Below are 18,349 nucleotides of genomic sequence, written 5' to 3'. Positions count from 1 at the left end.
GTCCATTGGCAAGGGATAAGCTAGGCAGCCTATCATCATGAGCAGGGCAACGGGCTGTTCCATAACGCCCATGCCAAACTCCACGTAATGCACAAGTAATTTTTTGAGCTGTTGTATGCAATGCATAAGCATCGCTTGTTGTAGCATTTGTAAAATGCATAAAATCCCTTCCTGCTACTTGCATTACAGGACAGATTCTGTTATTTCGGGATTTGCGAAAGTCGAAATACTTTGTCTGTCCTATAAGGCGAAGTTTTCTTTAGGCGGCGTCGTTGCCACGTTGGTTTTTTGCCTTTTCGATTACATCGCAAAGGTCAGATTGTAACCAGCGCGCTAAGGAACCAATCTTTAAAGGCTTTGGTACCGAGCCATCAGCGACCCGCCGCCAAAGTGTTGAAACGCTTATATTAAGTAGTTTTGCACTCTCACGTACTGTGAGGAGTGGTCCGTTTGGAATCATGGAATCCCCTTTATATTAAATGATAGAATCACTGTTTATTAACTATATATAAATAGCAATTCGTAGCAAACTTTTCCAGCAAAAAAAACAATATCTTGTGATTTTTTATCAAGAGAAGCAATAATTTGTGATTGTATTATCCGTTATGGATAAAATAAGGAAAATGGAGACATAGAGCTATCCACAACTTTTATTGTTTTGATCAGTAACATAAGAAGCCCATCTATCCATAAAAATACGACGCTGTTCTAAATAGTCTGTGCGACGATAGGCACGCTCCACTTTTCCCCCAACCGTATGACCTAGAATGGTTTCAGCGACCTCATAAGGGGCATTGGTTGTTTCTGCGAGCCAATCACGTAAACTAGAGCGAAAACCATGCGGACAGGCTTCAAGTCCTGTTTTTTTCATGTATTGTAACATGCTGTTCTGTGCAAGGGGACCACGACCGGTTGCAGAAAAAAGAAACCCATTACGAGATAAAAGGCGTGCTTGTTTAATCACTTTTAGTGCTTCTGATGATAAAGGAACGCGGAATTCTTCTGTAGCATCGCGTCGTCCTTTCATACTTTCAGCAGGAATGGTCCATATATCCCCATCAATCTGATCTTTATGCATATAGCGCAAAGGACGTGTACGAACGCCTGTAAGAATAAGCAAACGCAAAGCCAGTTGTGTCATTGTTGTTGTTTTGCAGAGTGACTGATAAAAGGCAGGAACATCTTTCCAGTCCATTGCTGGTAAATTTTGTGCTTTATGGCGTTGTTTCCCTAAGAGAGCCCGTGCTTTTATCGTTGCTTGTAAATCAACATCCAGCCCCAAAGCAGCAGCATGTTTGAGACAAATATTAAGACGATTTATTGCTTTCTCTGCGGTTGCAGCTTTTGCATGCCAAATGGGAGCAAGAACATTGCGTATCTCTGTTTGTGTAATTTCTGAAATAGGAATACAGCCTAATTTGGGGAGAATATAAAGTTGTAAAGGTAGAAACCAATTCCCAGCCTTGCCATCTCCTTTTAATTCAGCTTTACGACTTTCAAAAGCATCTAAGGCAATGTCTTTTAGGTAATGGAGATTACTTATTGCCTCACGCTTTTGTTTCTCACGTTCTTTAATGGGATCACGCCCCTCATGCAAAACAGAACGCCATTGATTTGCTAATTCACGGGCTTTTTTTAAAGAAACATTTCGCAACGCACCCAAGCCCATTTCGCGGCGCCGACCATGAATGGTATAACGATAAAGCCATTGAGCACCACCATCTTTACGCTTATGGAGAAGCAAGCCGGCACCATCATTATATTTGCCAGCCCCCAATGTTGCGACAGCCCTTGCATTAAGACGATTCATAAGAACCATTTTTACTCCTTTCTTGTACAATTTTTACCCACACACCAGCCCCGCTTTTGACGTGCAAGCAAGTGATATTAATTGATTCAATCTGAGAGGGTTTGTGATGAGAAAATCTTACTATATTCGGAGTTATGATTCAAGTTGAAAAAGGATGATTTATTATTATAAATCAATGTGTTGCCAGACCCCGGAATACTAATGCGAGGGCGCTCGCAACCGGTGGGGACATCAAGTGAAAGCCAAAAATCTACATTTTTACGATATTTCTTTAGGCAAAAAAATTCGCTTCAGAAGAAACGTCATGGGGTTTTCTCAAAAACAATTAGGAAGTCATTTAGGCGTAACATTCCAACAAATCCAAAAGTATGAAAAAGGCTTAAATCGCGTAAGTGCAAGACGTTTACAGGAAATTGCTCATATATTAGATGTTCCCGTTTCCTTCTTTTATGCTGATGGCGCAAAAAAAGAAGAGAACCTCTATCATTGTGATGACAGAATAGCAAGCAAAGCAGAATATTTACTTTTAAAAAATTTCAGAATACTGACCCGCAAAAAACAAAGAGCAATTTTGCAGTTGATTTCTGATGAAAAAAATAACCCCTTATTTTCATAAGTTCATTGCAAAGATAATCAAAGTCCTTAATAATATTGACAAGAATTGTGACTGTCTCCCCACACTTCATGAGAATGAAAATGCTTAATCTAATCTGATTTGTAAATAATCCGAATTCTAACGAGTTTAACTTAGAAATAGTGCATTGATTTATAATGATAATCTAACGTTATTGATATTGAATAAGTGTTCCGAATATCGTAAAATTCTTTCATTTCAAACGTGTTCTATATTGAATCAATCAAAATCACTGTTGGCACATTACAAGCAAAGTTGGCGTGTGAGTAAAAACGTACAAAAAGGCATACCTCTTATTGAATCGTCTCACAAACCAAGAGCTGTAACGACATTGTGTGCTGAAAAAATGGATGATGGTGCTAACTTGCTCTTTTATTAAACGTAAATATGGGGGTGTTCAACGACTTTCCACTCATATGAGTTACTTAAAAAAGGCTTGCCAAACAAGCCTAAAAATATTCCCACACACTAAAAAAATACTTAAATATATTGAGAAAAATCAAAGATCTTATACCACCATACTCCAAATAATGATATTTTATAGCATAACAGGATTAAAGTAAAAATAAGAAATATAAATTAAAAATAGACACGAAAAACTATATTTATAACTTTCATAAGAATTTATCTATATATGGATACTTAAGTTTATCCTGTTGTGCCATAAATTCTATCATTTAAGGTATGAGGGCATGAAGCACGCATACCTCCTTAAAACATTCAAATGTTTTTTAGATACCCAATATCTTTTTAAATATTTTTAAGCCTGCTTGTTGAGCCTTTAGTTTAAGTAAAAAATGGGAAGCCACTAGAATCTAGCTGTTTACAGACTGTAATAGGAGGCTTCGCTTTTAAAGGCATAGGGAGAAAATCAAATAATTCAACAATTAACAGATAAAGTATAAAAAGATTCCACCAAAGCGATACGTAATACCATCCTTAAAAAATTCACAAAGTGAGAAGGTAAACAATTGACAGAAGATAAGAAATTCACTTAATTAAAGTGTTTTCTAAAGAGATAATAGCTTAGCGTAAAATGTTCAATTTTTTCAATTCTGAAAGATTAAAAGAGACGTATCATTTGAAATAAAACAATTTATTGTGCTAACGATGATGATTGGTGTGCACAAAATTGAGTTGTTGAAAATCAAAAATATAATTTAATGATGTTCCTTGACCAACTCACTCTCTCCTGAGTATAGCACGGGGAATAAACGTGGAGAGACATGAGGAGTATATAGAAAATGAGTTATAAAGTTGCAATTGTCGGCGCAACCGGAAATGTTGGTCGTGAAATGCTTACAATTTTAGAAGAACGTGGTTTTCCTGCTCATGAAATTGTCCCTCTAGCATCACGACGCTCATTAGGACAAGAAGTTTCTTATGGAGATAAAACTTTAAAAGTAAAAGCACTGGATACTTACGATTTTTCTGACACAGATTTTTGTCTTATGTCTGCGGGAGGGAGCATTTCCAAAGAATACGCCCCTAAAATTGCTGCTGCCGGCTGTGTCGTCATCGATAATTCCTCCACGTGGCGCTATGATGCCAATGTTCCGTTGATAGTCCCTGAAGTCAATGGCGAAGCTATAAATGCCTTTTCTAAGCGTAATATTATAGCAAATCCTAATTGTTCAACAATTCAACTGGTCTTAGCTTTAAAACCTCTCCATGATGCTGCAATCATTAAACGTGTTGTTGTCTCTACATATCAGTCTGTTTCTGGAGCTGGTAAAGAAGGAATGGACGAACTTTTCGAACAATCACGTGCAGTTTTTGTTGCAGACCCAATTACATCAAAAAAATTCACTAAACGCATTGCCTTTAATGTCATTCCTCATATCGATGTTTTCATGGAAGATGGTTATACAAAAGAAGAATGGAAAATGACGGTTGAGACGAAGAAAATTCTCGATCCGAAAATTAAATTAACAGCCACTGCTGTTCGGGTCCCTGTCTTTATCGGTCATGCTGAAGCCGTCCATGTTGAATTTGAAAAACCACTAAGCGCATCTGAAGCACAAGCGCTCCTCCGCGATGCACCAGGCTGTCAGCTTATCGATAAACACGAAGATGGTGGTTATACCACACCTTATGAAGGTACCGGAGAAGATGATACCTTTATTAGCCGTGTTCGTGAAGATATCACCGTTGAAAATGGTTTAGCTTTCTGGGTTGTCGCCGATAATTTAAGAAAAGGAGCAGCATTGAATGCCGTTCAAATTGCTGAATTGCTCATTTCTCGTAATTTGATAAAGCCTAAGTCCGCAAATTAACGCCCTGTCCGAAAGGACAAAGAGCCCCTAGCCGGTCTGTCAAAAGTCCGGCTTCTCTTCAGTATAACCTTCTCCAGCTGAAGGTTCATATCACCATCCTAAAGAACTGTAATCCAAGGTATTGTCAAATTTTACTTTGAATATCCTTGAATGCCTCGCCACCTTAAGTTAAGCATTGCCGCCTTAATGACATTTTACGGTACAATAGGATCAGCAGCATAAGCATTGTTTGCTTCATGCTGCTGATCCTTTTTGTCATTCCGGTTGTGAAATTAACTTTACCCTTATCGAGCAGGATAGGTCACGACACGGTAACGCGTTTCATTACGTTCAAAATTTTTGTAATTGACATTATCAGGAAAGGAGGGATTATAAGCACTCACGTGCTTTACAGAAACGCCTTGTGCTTTTTGCGACGGATTTAAAATTGTTCGTTCATCCCTTTTTTTAACACCTGTAGAATCGATAATCATATCTGTTCTGTATAGTTTTTGCATATTTTTCCGTGTTTTTTGAATCGCCGGAAGAGCTTTAAAGTCGGAAACAGCCTGTTTTACTTTTTCTTTTGGCGATTTTACCATGGATTTTGATTTTGCTGGCATCTTTTTAAAAGCAATGGTAGGAACATTGTTAACATTGACGTAACGTGCAGATGCCCAACCAACTTTTCCATGATAACCAAGAGAACACCAAGTTTTATTGGATAGGCAGCCATAAATTTGCACTTTTGCTCCCATTGGAACCATTGCGATAACTTTATAAGCTGTCGCAGGGCCTATGCGTAAAGATACCTGACCTGATGCAACACGAGCAACTGTTCCTGTAATGGTTCCAGCTTGTGCGTGAAAAGCAGTCACAGCCACCCCTGACGCTCCTAAAGTCCATAAAGTCATCATTGTTGATAAAAATTTCTTTCTTAACATTATTTTTCTTCCTCTCTTAAAACGTATGAAGGGCAAAAATTCGCCTTTGCAAAAATTTGCCGCGTTTAAATCCAATGAACAGCAACCTTTATTCCCCCCCCCCAAAAAACCACAACATTGCAACAAAATTTCTCTTTATCGCCTACACGAACACGGCCTTTTGATCTTGATTGCGCAGTATGTTCTTCATGAATTTACGGCTAAAGCATCATCTGATTGTCCGGTTCTTCAACCAATTGTCCCTTACAGAAGTTTTTAAAGGGGCATTGGTTCCCTCAACAAATAATTGCAATAAAAGAATTGATTGCCTAAATTTCAAAGATTTTCTGAGAATGAATGATGATCAGCCCCCAAAACAACTAAAATAGAAGGAAAAATAATACTCTTTAAAAAATAAAAGTGATTGAATATTCTCTAAAGCTTGTATAACTTTAAATCTGCCTAAAAAGATACAGAGTATATTGAAACTTCGCTCAAAAAATTTCTCGAAAAAGAAAGTTAAAAGCATATGACATTAAAATTTTTTTCTCGTAGTCGGATTATAGGATTATTCCTCTCTCTCTTTGCACTTTTTTTGTCTACTGCTTTTTCCATGGCCGCAGACAAAACAAAAATCAAACTTGGTATTATGGAAGGGCGGGATGCAATTATTTGGAAAACTGCTGCTGAACAGGCTAAAAAAGTCGGTTTAGATATTGAACTCGTTTATTTTTCTGATTACGCTTTGCCGAACGATGCTGTTAACGCAGGAGAGATCGATGCGAATGCTTTTCAGCACGCCCCTTATCTTAATGAACAAATGAAACAACGTGGCTATAAACTTTCAATTGTCGGCTATACATTTATTGCTCCAATCGGTGTTTACTCACACAAAATAAAAGACTTAAAAGATCTTCGTGATGGTGCTCATGTTGGTATTCCGAACGACCCATCTAATGGTGGAAGAGCCTTACTTCTTCTCAATTCTTTAGGTCTCATTAAGTTAAAAGATCCTCATAATATTCTTGCATCTCCACTTGATATTATCAAAAATCCTAAAAACCTGCAAATTCGTGAGCTCGATGCCGGTATGTTAGGGCGAGCTATTGACGATTTTGATCTTGCAATTATAAACACAAACTGGGCTATTGTTTCCGGATTAAACTTCGAAAAAGATGTAGTCGCATGGGAGAGCGCAAAAAATAATCCTTATGATAATATCATCGTTGTGCGCACAAGCGAAAAAGATGAGCCATGGGTTAAAAAATTAGTTGCCGCTTACAACAACGATCTTATCCGTGCAAAAATCAAAGAGATTTTTGGCAATACCGCCCAAACATCTTGGTAATTGTGCCAAATATCCGAGTAATTGTGAATGGAAAAACCTACTCTTATCTCCTTAAAAAACATCAGCCGTTGTTTTAACAAAACGGCTGGTGTTCCGGTAATTAATAATCTCTCTTTAAATATCCATGCTGGTGAAATCCTTGGCATTATTGGGCGCAGTGGAGCAGGAAAATCAACACTTATTCGCTGTTTAAATGGGTTAGAGAAGATTGATGCAGGGTCCATTTTTTTTGAAGGTGTTGATATTTCTAATCTATCAGAGATAGAATGGGCGCCTTACCGTCAACGAATTGGGATGATTTTTCAACATTTCAATCTTCTCTCATCGCAAAATATTCTTGATAACATTGCATTGCCACTTAAATTAAGTGGTGTAAGTAAAAAACAACGCCACAAACGTGCCCTTGAACTGATTGAATTGGTTGGGTTATCTGGGAAAGAATATTGCTATCCAGCACAATTGTCCGGGGGACAAAAACAACGCGTTGGCATTGCACGCGCTCTTGCTGCTAATCCTAAAATATTGTTATCAGATGAAGCCACCTCTGCTCTTGACCCTGAAACAACACAATCTATTCTAGAGCTCCTTGCTGATATTAATAAACACCTCAATCTCACGATTGTGCTCATCACCCATGAAATGGAAGTTGTGCGCACCATAGCGCATCGCGTTGTTGTTCTTAATCAGGGAAACATTGTAGAAGAAGGACGTGTGAAAGACATCTTTACATCACCGCAAGACGATACAACCATAGCCATGCTCAAGCTTGTAACCCCACAACTTCCTGAAAAATTTGCGAAAAATCTCAAACCAATCGGACGAGAAGCTGTCATTGAAATTAATATTGCCGGTGAAATTGCCCAGCAGCCTTTTCTTCATCTTCTAGAAAATGAGAGTGGTTTAAAAGCACGTATTTTGCATGGTGGCATTGATACAGTTCAAGATGAAACCATCGGGCGACTCTTCTTGGCTCTTCCTGGAGAAGATAAAGAAGCTTTAGAAAAAGCTGTTCAATGGTTAACGAAAAAAGGACGATATTGTGAGGTCTTAGGCTATGTTTAATGTTCTGTCTCATGAACTTCCCCAAGCTGTTATTGATACAATATTGATGACACTTAGTGCTTCTGTTATGGCATTTATTATAGGGCTTCCCCTTGGTCTTCTTCTTCACACAACAGCACGCGGAGGGATTTTTTCCTCATCTCTCATCAATCGCCCTTTAAGCATGATCATTGACAGTATTCGTGCCATTCCCTTTATCATTCTTGCATTTTATCTTCTTCCCGTTACGCGTATCGTTGTAGGAAGGGGGATAGGAATGCCTGCTGTAATTTTTATACTGACCATTTCAGCTATCCCTTTTTATGCACGCATGGCGGAACTCTCTTTTAAAACCGTTGAAAACGGTCTCATTGAAGCGATCCGCTCGATGGGTGCAAGTCGTCTTCAAATTATCAGACATGTTCTTATTCCTGAAGCTCTCCCTAGCCTGATTACAGGTTTTACAGTCATGGTCATTTCTCTTATAGGAGCCACCTCACTTGCTGGATATCTTGGTGGAGGCGGTTTAGGGGATATGGCAATCCGCTATGGCTACCAACGCTACAATACCTTCATCATGACCATCGTCATCATCCTTTTGATCGTGCTTAATATTACAACCCAATGGACTTCTGATAAAATCGTACAAAAACTTGATAAAACAAAACATTAAAAGACTTAGAATTTCACAAGCCAATACCATCATCCTCTTTGCCACTTTCCAAGTGCACCAACCCTTGCCTATCGAAAACACTCATAAGAGATTAGAAACTTTTTTCTTAAACAGTTTTTATCTCTCCCCATCCGTTTGTAACATGAAAGAAAATAGTTTTAATGGCTTTAATATAAAAGGGGATAAAATAAGAGATCTCACAGTATGTGAAACTCTCTTTAAATTAAGACATTGGTCACGACCTTTCCCAACCTTAGATAACACATTGAATTTATAATGATAATATGGCGTTATTCATATTGAATGAGAACTCTGAATACCGTAAGATCCTCTCATTCCCACTTTGTTCCATATAGAATCAACCAAAACCTCTTGCTTGCACGTTAAAAGCGGAAAGAGCCGTGTGAGTAAAACTATACAAGAAAGAAAGGCATGCCTCTTATGAATTATCTCAAGCGCCAAGACCTGTCTTAACATTGGCGGCTAGCATATAATATGATGGTGCCGATTTTCTTCTTCACAAGCATAAAGATAGGGGTGCTCAATGGCTTTATCGTTATACTATTCACAGGCGCCATTGCGAAATGGGTGTGACGAGCGTTGAGAGATGTTGCTTTAAAATAAACCCGTGAATTGGCAACGCAAGTATATTCCATTTGAAGCGTTCTGTTTTACGTGATGGGTATGATCCCATTAAAGAACGCTATAAACAAAAGCGTGAAGCAATGCACTATCTTCATTAGGAAACTCCTCTTCAAAACGATCTAGGAAAGATAGCAACCCGCTATGGCTATCAACGCTATGATAGCTCCACCATATCTATCATCCTATAGATTATTCTCAATATCATCATTGAAGAAACTTCTAATAGAATTGTATAAAAATTTTATAAAATAAAGCACTCAAATAATCTAGATATTGGAAGGTTTTTCTTCCACAACAGCAACAATAAGCCATTGAGCTGTAAGAGCTGGTTTTTTTAACTTTTCAATTTCCACCGTAACCCCATAATGGAAAACCACTCGACCAGAAGGACGAATTTCTGCGTCGTCTAACACAAAACGCGCACGTATCCGTACCCCTGTTTTCACAGGACTCATGAAGCGTACTTTATCGAAACCATAATTAATCCCCATTGTGCTCCCTTCTAACTCTGGAAGAGCTTCATAAGCGAGCCTAGACAAAAGCGATAATGTTAAAAAACCATGAGCAATCGTGCCGCCAAAAGGTGTCTTTTTAGCCTTTTCCTCATCAACGTGTATCCATTGATGATCATCTGTAGCACATGCAAACTGATTAATCATATCCTGTGTAACAAGACGCCACTCCGATAATCCCACTTCTTTCCCAATAAAACTGGTGACATCTTGTACTGTTATTTTTTGCTGCATAACGCTATTCCTATTTTATTTGATAAAAGAAACCACCCCTCTTGCTTTTATAAAATCCATTGATTAGAGCATCAAGAATAAAAGATTAATTGTCTTAAAAACAAATGCACCTTATGAATGAGAAAAGTTCTTTAGCAGAATAGTTTTCAAATAGGAAAAAAGAATGGCAAGCAATGTGAACCTAACAGGTTTAGCGCATGATTTGAAACAACGTGCAGAAAACCATCCCCCCATCCGTATTGGACTGATTGGTTGTGGTGAAATGGGCACAGATTTATTATCAAGTATTGCGCATATGGATGGTATAACAGTCGCTGCTGTAGCCACGAGGACACCGTCACGTATTTTTGATGCCGCTACACTAGCCTATGGCGAAGATGGACATGTCTGTGAAGTTGAAAATACTTATGCTCTCACCCAAAGCATTGAAAAGGGTTTGATTGCAGCAACAGATGATATTAACCTTGTTTTGCGCCATGAACAAATTGATATTATCGTTGATGCAACAGGCTATCCCGAAGCAGGAGCAGAGATTGGTATCAAAGCGCTTGAGAATAACAAACATCTTGTCATGATGAATGTTGAAGCAGATGTTACAATTGGCGCTTATCTCAAACATGAAGCAGAAAAACGAGGGCTCATTTATACACTTGGTGCCGGCGATGAACCTACTTCTTGTATGGAACTCATAGAATTTGTTTCAGCCCTTGGACATAAGATTGTTGTAGCGGGTAAAGGAAAAAATAATCCTCTGCGCTTTGATGCTACACCTGACGCTTACGAAGAAGAAGCATTCCGGCGTAATATGAATGTGCGCATGTTGGTTGAATTTATTGATGGTTCCAAAACGATGGTTGAAATGGCAGCCATTGCCAATGCCACCGGACTTCTCCCCGATTGCCCAGGAATGCATGGACCACGAGCAGCGCTACAAGATTTAAACAAAGTGCTTATTCCAAAGCAAGATGGGGGCATTTTACAGCAATATGGTGTTGTAGATTATTCAATAGGTCAAGGTGTTTCACCTGGTGTCTTTGTCATTGCCGAAATAGCACACCCACGTTTACGCGAACGTATGGAAGATTTAAAAATTGGCCAGGGACCTTACTTCACCTTTCATCGCCCCTATCATTTAACAGCAATGGAAGTGCCCCTCACCTGCGCACGTATTATGCTTTATGGCAAAAAAGATATGGTCCCTCTTAGCCATCCCGTAGTAGAAGTCTGTGCTGTTGCTAAAAAAGATTTACATCCAGGTGATCAGCTAGACTTTATCGGTCTTTATACTTATCGTGCTTGGATAATGAACATCGCAGAAGCACGCGCTCACCACGCCATTCCTTGTGGCCTTTTAGAAAAAGCAACAGTAACAGCTGCAATTAAAAAAAACGAACTCATTACAGTACATAATACTGCTATTCGTGAAGATCAATGGATTGCACGTCTTCGTGCTAAACAAGACCTTTTACTTCATTGCCCTTCTTCCGCTAAGCTATAAATACTCCTGAATTACCTTACTTAACAGTATCCTTCCCTTAGGCAACAGAATAACCCAGAATACACTTCTATCGCAAATACAGGTTTATGTTTTAATAAAAGCATTTTCCAACGATGCACATCACCACTTCCCTCTCACAATATGTCCCGTAAATGCGACAGTATAAACCACCCTATGAGATGGCATAAGATTCATTGTGTATCACTATCTTTACTCTATGAAGATACAAACCAGCACCATCATTTATTTTCCAATACTACAACAGTCCTTGAACCTTAGAGATGATTCATGAGAAGAATTTTTACTCTTTTTTTTAATAATTTTATCCATACACGAACGCAACTTGTTATACGTAAAAAATACTTCTGATGGATTTAACATAAACAAATTTAAAAAGGATAAAATATACCTTTGATGAATAATCTTCATATGAGAAAAGGTAGACAATATTAAAAGACTGATAAAGATAGTAAGTATACTATCCTTATTACTAGAAAATAACCATAAACTGTAAAAAAATCAGGTTACACTAATTTGTAAAAAAAAACATAAATGTAGGATCTTGAACTTTAATAATGTTAATAAAAGCTACATTTAATATTAAGAGTAGTGATTTTATTATCTAGTATAGTATAAATAATAAAATATTTATTTTTTAAAAATAATGAAGTGAACAAAAAAATCCTCGACTCTGTCGATGAGTTTTCTACTAAAGTGTACTGAATATTCCAAAAAGAGATACAACAGCACCTAATACATCCCCAACACATAAAGAAGCAAGAAGTGATAAAATACCTATTCCCCCCCAAAATGCTGCACCTGAAAAAGCAGCAGCTTTTTCAACTTTCCCCAAAGCAATGCCATCTTGTTCCTCAACGCCTTGAATAACAGCTCTATCCACAGCTTTAATAGCTACATTTTTTTCTAGTGTAGAAATAGTAACTGCCACTCTCTCTTGAAATTGATTTTTTACAAAACTTGCATTTCCCTCTATAGTTTGTACAAAAAAGAGAATAAATAGTGTAAAAGTAAATGAACATACACGATTTTTAAATATTTTAAACATAGCTTTCTTTGCTCCTCTTTTCTTCACTGAAAAAATGAAAGAATATTCACATATATAAAAACCAAAAATTATATTTAATCATTTATATAATTGCACATAATAAAATATTATATGTAATTTTGTTATTATAATATAACACATTATGTATTACATGTAAATATAAAAAACAATAAATGATAAAAATAATTTATTTCTTTTACGCAATAATAACTTAAGATACCAACAGTAATATTTTTTCATTTTTATTGCTATAATTAAAAATAATAATAATTTGTTAAATTTATTATTATAATAAATATTACGAAACAAATTCATTTAAAAAATTATATAATAGAGCTTTTATAAATAATTTGAAATGTAATTAATTTTAAAGAACTATAAAATTTAAAACTTCCAATATAATGATATATGATTTTCTATTATTTCAATAAATATAAAAATGAAATAGTACTTAATGGATTTTTATTATATCACTCATCATTAATATTGAAAAATAAAATTAGTATCGAATAAAAACTTGATCTAAAACAAATCTATCCTAATAAAACAACTTTAAATAGTTTACTATTTTTCTATAAAACAGTTATAAAATGTAAAAAGAAATTAAGATCTCTATTTTCAAATAGAAAAGACATTAATAAAATGATTCTCAACTTTTACTGATATATAAAGAAAATAGTGCATAGCATCTTCAAAAAGGTAATTTAGCTCCTTTATCTCATACAGCATAAAAAACTCAAAATATTGACTTTCAAACCTAACAAAACAAACGCATAAAATAAATAAATCTATCAGATTTACAAAAATATTATAAGCAACACTAGAGCACCAAAAAACTACCTAAAATTACATAAAAAGAGAGTCATGAAAAATGAGATGATCCCCCAAAATACTGAAAAAACTTTCTTTCTTAATTTGCATAAAAGTTATTCCATATTTTTCGTCAATATTGTAGAGCGCAACCTTATTTATATTTTAAGTAATTATATTTACTCTATATTAGTAACAAATAATTCTCTTTGAAAGAAATTTTTGCAATATTCACATAACTGTCTGCAATTTGTGAAAAACGAATAATAATAAATAATTGATCAAATGCTTGAAAGAAAAGGAATAGAGAAACTTACTAAAAAATTGCATTTTTAAAATACCAACTTAAGTAGCGCATTGAAAAAATAACGCCATAAAACTGATATTGAATAATAAATTCATCAACCGATCACTTTAATCGCAAAATATTAATCTATAATAATAATTTATTGTTTTGCCTGTTGAATGAGAAAGCTGACGATTATAAAACTCTCTTATATTTTAACTCTGTTTATATTGAATCAATCAAAATTCTTCACTTGCAAATCACAAACGAGATCGGTGTGTGTGTAAACACACTTGAAGAAAGGAAAATATCACTTATGAGGTATCTTAACTATCAAGCGCTGTTAACACAGTATTGAAAACTGGCAAAGTGAATGATGGTGTCCCTTTTTACTTTAAAAGTGTAAAGATGGTGGAACACTATAGATTTTATATTATAAGGCTTTACCGTTATACCATTCACAAGCTGCGTCGTGAAATGGGCTTTGGTGTACTAAATGTTTCTTTAAAACAAAAGCGTCAATGTGCAACACAATGGCGTTCTGTTTATCATGTATCCAACGGTGTTTCTTGTATCCAACGGTGTTTCTTACTGAATCATCTTATAAACTGCTCTATGAGATTACAAATTCATCTTACGTGAATTCTTCCCTTTATATTTATTTTTTCTCATGAACACTAAAATCTGTTAAGACACTATCCAAAATAAAATCAATCAACAAACATTTCTATTCTTTTGTAATATACAGATAATTGAATAGAGTTCCTGATTGCAACAAAAGTCTGTACTATTGCAATAGTAGAAATACTTTGATCATCCTCGCTCCATAATAAAAGAATAATATGTAATTTACAGAAAAAATTACATATTTAATAAATAATGAAAAATAATTTTTTCATTATTTATTATGAAGTATTTAATATATATGAATATATAATTATTAAAAATGATAATATACATCAGAAATAATTATAAAAGACAACTATCTTGAGAAAGATTGCCTAATATTACAGAAAAATTGCGGTGGCTTTGCTCAATAAAAGCTTCTCTATTTTTAACAAAGCTCTCATTTTTATGCATCCATATGTGATGTAAAAAGACGCCTATTTGCGTTTCTCTTATAGATAGATTAAATAGTGACAGCACCTTTGATCACTTTGTCTCTTTTGACTTCTCTTTTGGGCATTAATTTATGGTATCTAACCCACCTTTTCTCGCTCTTTTACCTTTGGGTGCACATGAATATCACGGAGAGCACCTTCCTTTCGAAACCGACTGGATTATTGCTGAAGCTTTTGCAAAAGCCCTCACTTTACAAACAAAAGAGCAGTTTCATATCGCACTTTTACCGGTTGAAAAGATTGGCTATTCTATAGAACATATGGATGTTACAGGCACGCAAACCCTTACCTTTTCTGATGCGATTAAGCGATGGATAAAGATTGGTGAAAACTGTTACCACAAAGGGATCAACCGTCTTCTTCTTCTCAATGCTCACGGAGGAAATTCACCTTTAATGAGCATTGTTATCACCGAATTACGAAAGCGCCTTTCCATGCTCGCTGTAGCAACAAGCTGGAGCCGTTTTGGTTTACCACAAGGTCTCATGGAGCCATCTCAACAACATCTTGATATCCATGGAGGCTTTATCGAAACCTCTCTCATGCTCTATTTAGCACCAGAAAAAGTCCATATGGAAAAGGCAGAAAATTTTCATAATAAACAAGCGGATATGATTGCCAATTATCGGTATTTACGTGCTTATGGTCCTCATGCCTTTGGTTGGACAATGAAAGATCTAAATACGCAAGGTGCGGCAGGAAATGCAAGCAAAGCAACACCACAAGCCGGTGAAGCAATCTTTTCTCATGTTCTGTCTCAGCTTCGTGATTTACTTGATGATATCAATCGATTTAACATAAACACATGGCAATAAAGAACAATAAAAGGTCTCTCCATGGAAACGATACCCCAAAAAAAACTTCCCGTTACGGTTCTCACAGGCTATCTTGGTGCTGGAAAAACCACCCTTCTCAACCGCATTCTCAGTGAAAATCATGGCAAACGTTATGCCGTCATTGTCAATGAATTTGGTGAAATTGGTATTGATAATGACCTGATTATTGAATCAGACGAAGAAATTTATGAAATGAATAATGGCTGTGTTTGCTGCACCGTACGTGGTGATCTCATTCGCATTCTAGAAAGTCTGATGCAACGTTCTCATCGATTTGATGCGATCATTATAGAAACGACAGGGCTTGCTGATCCCGTTCCCGTAGCACAGACCTTTTTCATGGATGATACTATCCATGAAAAAACAGCTCTCGACAGTGTCATAGCAGTCGTTGATGCAAAGCATTTTCCCTCTCAATTAAAAACAAGTCGTGAAGCTGAAGACCAAATTGCCTTCGCGGATATTATTCTTTTAAATAAGATTGATCTTGTCACCCAACAAGAACGCAGCCATGCTGAATCCCTTATTCTGGCCATTAATCCTCGCGCTATACTCTATACAACACAGCGCACCAATATCCCTCTTGAGACACTCCTTAATCGTGGTTTTTTTGATCTCCAACAGACTCTCGATCATGAACCTCATTTTCTCGATCACGAACATACACACCAACATGCCAACCATGTGTGCGGTCCCGATTGTCATCATGACCATCATCACGCATCCACCATTCATGATATTACCATCACTTCTGTAAGTTTAAAAACAGATGCTCTGCAACCAGAAAAGTTTTTCCCTTGGATCCAGCAGGTTACACAGCAACAAGGACCTGATATCTTGCGTCTTAAAGGCATTATCGCCTTTCAAGGAGACGATGATCGTTACGTCATTCAAGGGATACATATGCTTCTTGAAGGACAACATCAACGCCCATGGCGTGAAGATGAAAAACGAGAAAGCCGCCTTGTCTTTATAGGACGCTCTCTTGATGCTGAAAAATTAAAAACTGGTTTTGAAAATTGCGCATAAGTGAGTGATAATGCCAAACATTACCCATTATGATCTCAAAAGTTACTGCCTTTCCTGCGGTTTTATAGGCAATAAACCAGCCTTTGTTTCCGTAGAAGGTTTCATTGTTTTTTTTAATCCAACCCCACAAATCGTTGAAGTTCACCAAGGAATAATTTCAAGCCATTTTTCCCATGACAATACCGCGATCATCACCGGTGGAGAAGATGGAAAAGTCTGTCAAACAACCGTAGCAGATCACACGGAAGTGTTAAGCCAAAAAGAACGCAAATGGATAAACAACGTTGCTTTTGGTCCACAAAAAGCTTTTGCTTTTTCCTCCTCACGCCTCGCATTTGCGCATATTGGAAAAGAACGACAAGAGCTCACACATGAACGCAGTGTAGAAGGCCTTGCTTTTGCCCCAAAAGGTTTGCGACTTGCCGTTGCCCATTACAATGGTGTGACTCTTCATTGGTTATCAACGCAAATATCTCCCACCACATTAGTATGGAAAGGAGCTCATTGTGGTGTCACCTTTTCACCAGACAACCGCTATGTCATTTCCACCATGCAAGAAAACGCCTTACACGGTTGGCGTCTCACTGATAATCAACATTTACGGATGAGTGGCTACCCAAGCAAAGTTAAAAGCTGGTCTTGGAGCGCAAAAGGAAAATGGCTAGCAACATCAGGTGCCTCTGCCGCAATTGTTTGGCCCTTTCATACAAAAGATGGCCCCATGGGAAAAACACCTCTAGAACTAGGCACACGAGCAAATGCGCTTGTTAGCACCGTTTCATGCCACCCAAACAAAGAAATTGTAGCAATAGGCTTCAATGATGGAATGATTTTAGCGGCACAATTCCATGATGGAAAAGAAGTCCTTCTAAAAGGTTATGGGAAAAGTGCTATCTCAGCACTTAACTGGGATCAAGCAGGGCAAAACCTCTCCTTCGGTAGCGAAAATGGTGAATGTGGTATAATCAATATCACTGATTAAATTACACCAACAAACGCAATCATCGCCGATAAAAAATGCCCACACAATACTCCAGAAATCTTATCCCCTTGCATCTCCAGAGCTCTCAGAAATCCTATCTCCCTAATCTCCCCCCAAAAATCTCCTAAAATCTTCGTAATCATTAAATCTTCCCTCTTCCTTTTCTCCCCCCTTTAGACAAGAAAATACCTTAAACATGTTTTTTGACCTTTTAACATTGCTACCCCCATACAAGAATAAAAACATCACCCTCAAGACCGCCCCCCCCCCATCTCCTTATAAACATCTATATAGGCTACATACTTCCACAAAAGCATTTTTCTTAAAAATTTGGCAAAAAATAGCTGATATCATCATTAAAACAACGATTTATTCCTACGATCAGAAGAAGGGAATTCAACACTATTTTCCTAAATAAAAAATTTTTTGATTTCCCCCTCTAAAGAGCAAAGTTTCCTACGAGCAGCCTTCCACACTTTAGTTTCTTGCCTAGAAAATTCTATCTAATAATCATTTCATGGAGCTTCTATTACCGCCCTCTGTTCCGGTATCTCCTTCATCTACAGATTCTGTTTCTCCTCCTTCTGTCCCTGTTGAACCAAAGCCTTCTCAGTCCTCTGAACCTTTAGATCCTTCATCTAATCTC

The 18,349-nt window shown here is 36.9% G+C and carries 16 protein-coding genes and 2 pseudogenes; 11 read left to right on the top strand and 7 right to left on the bottom strand.

Annotated elements, in window-relative coordinates; genetic code table 11:
• The 3 genes and pseudogenes from ACFIQC_RS08195 to ACFIQC_RS08185 form a co-directional block, all read right to left on the bottom strand.
• Positions 1–160: pseudogene (locus ACFIQC_RS08195) on the bottom strand (virulence-associated protein E); the annotation flags it as partial.
• A gap of 99 nt (positions 161–259) precedes the next feature.
• Entirely contained in the window at positions 260–460 is a 201-nt protein-coding gene (locus tag ACFIQC_RS08190) for an AlpA family transcriptional regulator (protein WP_015856773.1), read from the bottom strand.
• A gap of 177 nt (positions 461–637) precedes the next feature.
• On the bottom strand, positions 638–1,819 hold the full coding sequence (locus ACFIQC_RS08185) for a tyrosine-type recombinase/integrase (RefSeq protein WP_375641019.1): 1,182 nt from the start codon (positions 1,817–1,819) through the stop codon (positions 638–640).
• A 226-nt stretch (positions 1,820–2,045) separates the two neighbouring features.
• Between ACFIQC_RS08185 and ACFIQC_RS08180 the strand changes: the two genes are divergently transcribed.
• Positions 2,046–2,426: a helix-turn-helix domain-containing protein gene (locus ACFIQC_RS08180; protein WP_375612292.1), complete on the top strand. Its 381-nt coding sequence runs from the start codon at positions 2,046–2,048 to the stop codon at positions 2,424–2,426.
• A gap of 1,262 nt (positions 2,427–3,688) precedes the next feature.
• Entirely contained in the window at positions 3,689–4,720 is a 1,032-nt protein-coding gene (locus tag ACFIQC_RS08175) for an aspartate-semialdehyde dehydrogenase (protein WP_375613639.1), read from the top strand.
• A gap of 284 nt (positions 4,721–5,004) precedes the next feature.
• Here ACFIQC_RS08175 and ACFIQC_RS08170 read toward each other — a convergent pair whose 3' ends face one another.
• Positions 5,005–5,643: an SH3 domain-containing protein gene (locus ACFIQC_RS08170; RefSeq protein WP_375706995.1), complete on the bottom strand. Its 639-nt coding sequence runs from the start codon at positions 5,641–5,643 to the stop codon at positions 5,005–5,007.
• Positions 5,644–5,689: 46 nt separating this feature from the next.
• On the opposite strand from ACFIQC_RS08170, the gene ACFIQC_RS08165 reads away from it, so the two are divergent.
• The 5 genes and pseudogenes from ACFIQC_RS08165 to ACFIQC_RS08145 form a co-directional block, all read left to right on the top strand.
• Positions 5,690–5,902, top strand: a complete 213-nt coding sequence (locus ACFIQC_RS08165) for a hypothetical protein (protein WP_375706994.1) — start codon at positions 5,690–5,692, stop codon at positions 5,900–5,902.
• Positions 5,903–6,151: 249 nt separating this feature from the next.
• Positions 6,152–6,970 (top strand): MetQ/NlpA family ABC transporter substrate-binding protein, encoded by an 819-nt coding sequence (locus ACFIQC_RS08160; RefSeq protein ID WP_375706993.1) that lies wholly within the window; start codon positions 6,152–6,154, stop codon positions 6,968–6,970.
• 27 nt (positions 6,971–6,997) lie between these two features.
• Positions 6,998–8,032, top strand: a complete 1,035-nt coding sequence (locus ACFIQC_RS08155) for a methionine ABC transporter ATP-binding protein (protein WP_375612288.1) — start codon at positions 6,998–7,000, stop codon at positions 8,030–8,032.
• The gene (locus ACFIQC_RS08150; RefSeq protein WP_375609233.1) at positions 8,025–8,684 is read left to right on the top strand and encodes a methionine ABC transporter permease; all 660 of its coding nucleotides are present in this window, start codon (positions 8,025–8,027) and stop codon (positions 8,682–8,684) included. The genes ACFIQC_RS08155 and ACFIQC_RS08150 overlap by 8 nt, the downstream gene beginning before the upstream one ends.
• Before the next feature lie 441 nt (positions 8,685–9,125).
• Positions 9,126–9,424, top strand: a pseudogene (locus ACFIQC_RS08145) (integrase); the annotation flags it as partial.
• A gap of 171 nt (positions 9,425–9,595) precedes the next feature.
• Here ACFIQC_RS08145 and ACFIQC_RS08140 read toward each other — a convergent pair.
• Positions 9,596–10,075: a MaoC family dehydratase gene (locus tag ACFIQC_RS08140; protein ID WP_375621600.1), complete on the bottom strand. Its 480-nt coding sequence runs from the start codon at positions 10,073–10,075 to the stop codon at positions 9,596–9,598.
• Positions 10,076–10,238: 163 nt separating this feature from the next.
• Between ACFIQC_RS08140 and ACFIQC_RS08135 the strand changes: the two genes are divergently transcribed.
• The gene (locus ACFIQC_RS08135) at positions 10,239–11,573 is read left to right on the top strand and encodes an NAD(P)H-dependent oxidoreductase (RefSeq protein ID WP_375621599.1); all 1,335 of its coding nucleotides are present in this window, start codon (positions 10,239–10,241) and stop codon (positions 11,571–11,573) included.
• A gap of 709 nt (positions 11,574–12,282) precedes the next feature.
• Here the strand turns inward: ACFIQC_RS08135 and ACFIQC_RS08130 are convergent.
• The gene (locus ACFIQC_RS08130; protein ID WP_375621598.1) at positions 12,283–12,639 is read right to left on the bottom strand and encodes a hypothetical protein; all 357 of its coding nucleotides are present in this window, start codon (positions 12,637–12,639) and stop codon (positions 12,283–12,285) included.
• 2,288 nt (positions 12,640–14,927) lie between these two features.
• On the opposite strand from ACFIQC_RS08130, the gene ACFIQC_RS08125 reads away from it, so the two are divergent.
• From ACFIQC_RS08125 to ACFIQC_RS08115, 3 genes are read left to right on the top strand one after another with little or no spacing between them, the layout of a single operon-like run.
• Complete coding sequence (locus ACFIQC_RS08125; protein ID WP_375621597.1) at positions 14,928–15,671, top strand: creatininase family protein; 744 nt, start codon at positions 14,928–14,930, stop codon at positions 15,669–15,671.
• Positions 15,672–15,692: 21 nt separating this feature from the next.
• Positions 15,693–16,721, top strand: a complete 1,029-nt coding sequence (locus ACFIQC_RS08120) for a CobW family GTP-binding protein (RefSeq protein ID WP_375621596.1) — start codon at positions 15,693–15,695, stop codon at positions 16,719–16,721.
• Between the two features lie 10 nt (positions 16,722–16,731).
• The gene (locus tag ACFIQC_RS08115) at positions 16,732–17,703 is read left to right on the top strand and encodes a WD40 repeat domain-containing protein (RefSeq protein ID WP_375673978.1); all 972 of its coding nucleotides are present in this window, start codon (positions 16,732–16,734) and stop codon (positions 17,701–17,703) included.
• On the opposite strand, the gene ACFIQC_RS08110 is transcribed toward ACFIQC_RS08115, so the two are convergent.
• Positions 17,700–17,846: a hypothetical protein gene (locus tag ACFIQC_RS08110; protein ID WP_375621594.1), complete on the bottom strand. Its 147-nt coding sequence runs from the start codon at positions 17,844–17,846 to the stop codon at positions 17,700–17,702. The genes ACFIQC_RS08115 and ACFIQC_RS08110 overlap by 4 nt on opposite strands.
• Positions 17,847–18,349: the final 503 nt, after the last annotated feature.

The organism is Bartonella sp. AA126HLJHH, assembly GCF_042197425.1.
Classification (GTDB): domain Bacteria; phylum Pseudomonadota; class Alphaproteobacteria; order Rhizobiales; family Rhizobiaceae; genus Bartonella.
Note: the sequence above shows the minus strand (reverse complement) of the source record. Positions and strands in the feature narration are given on the sequence as shown.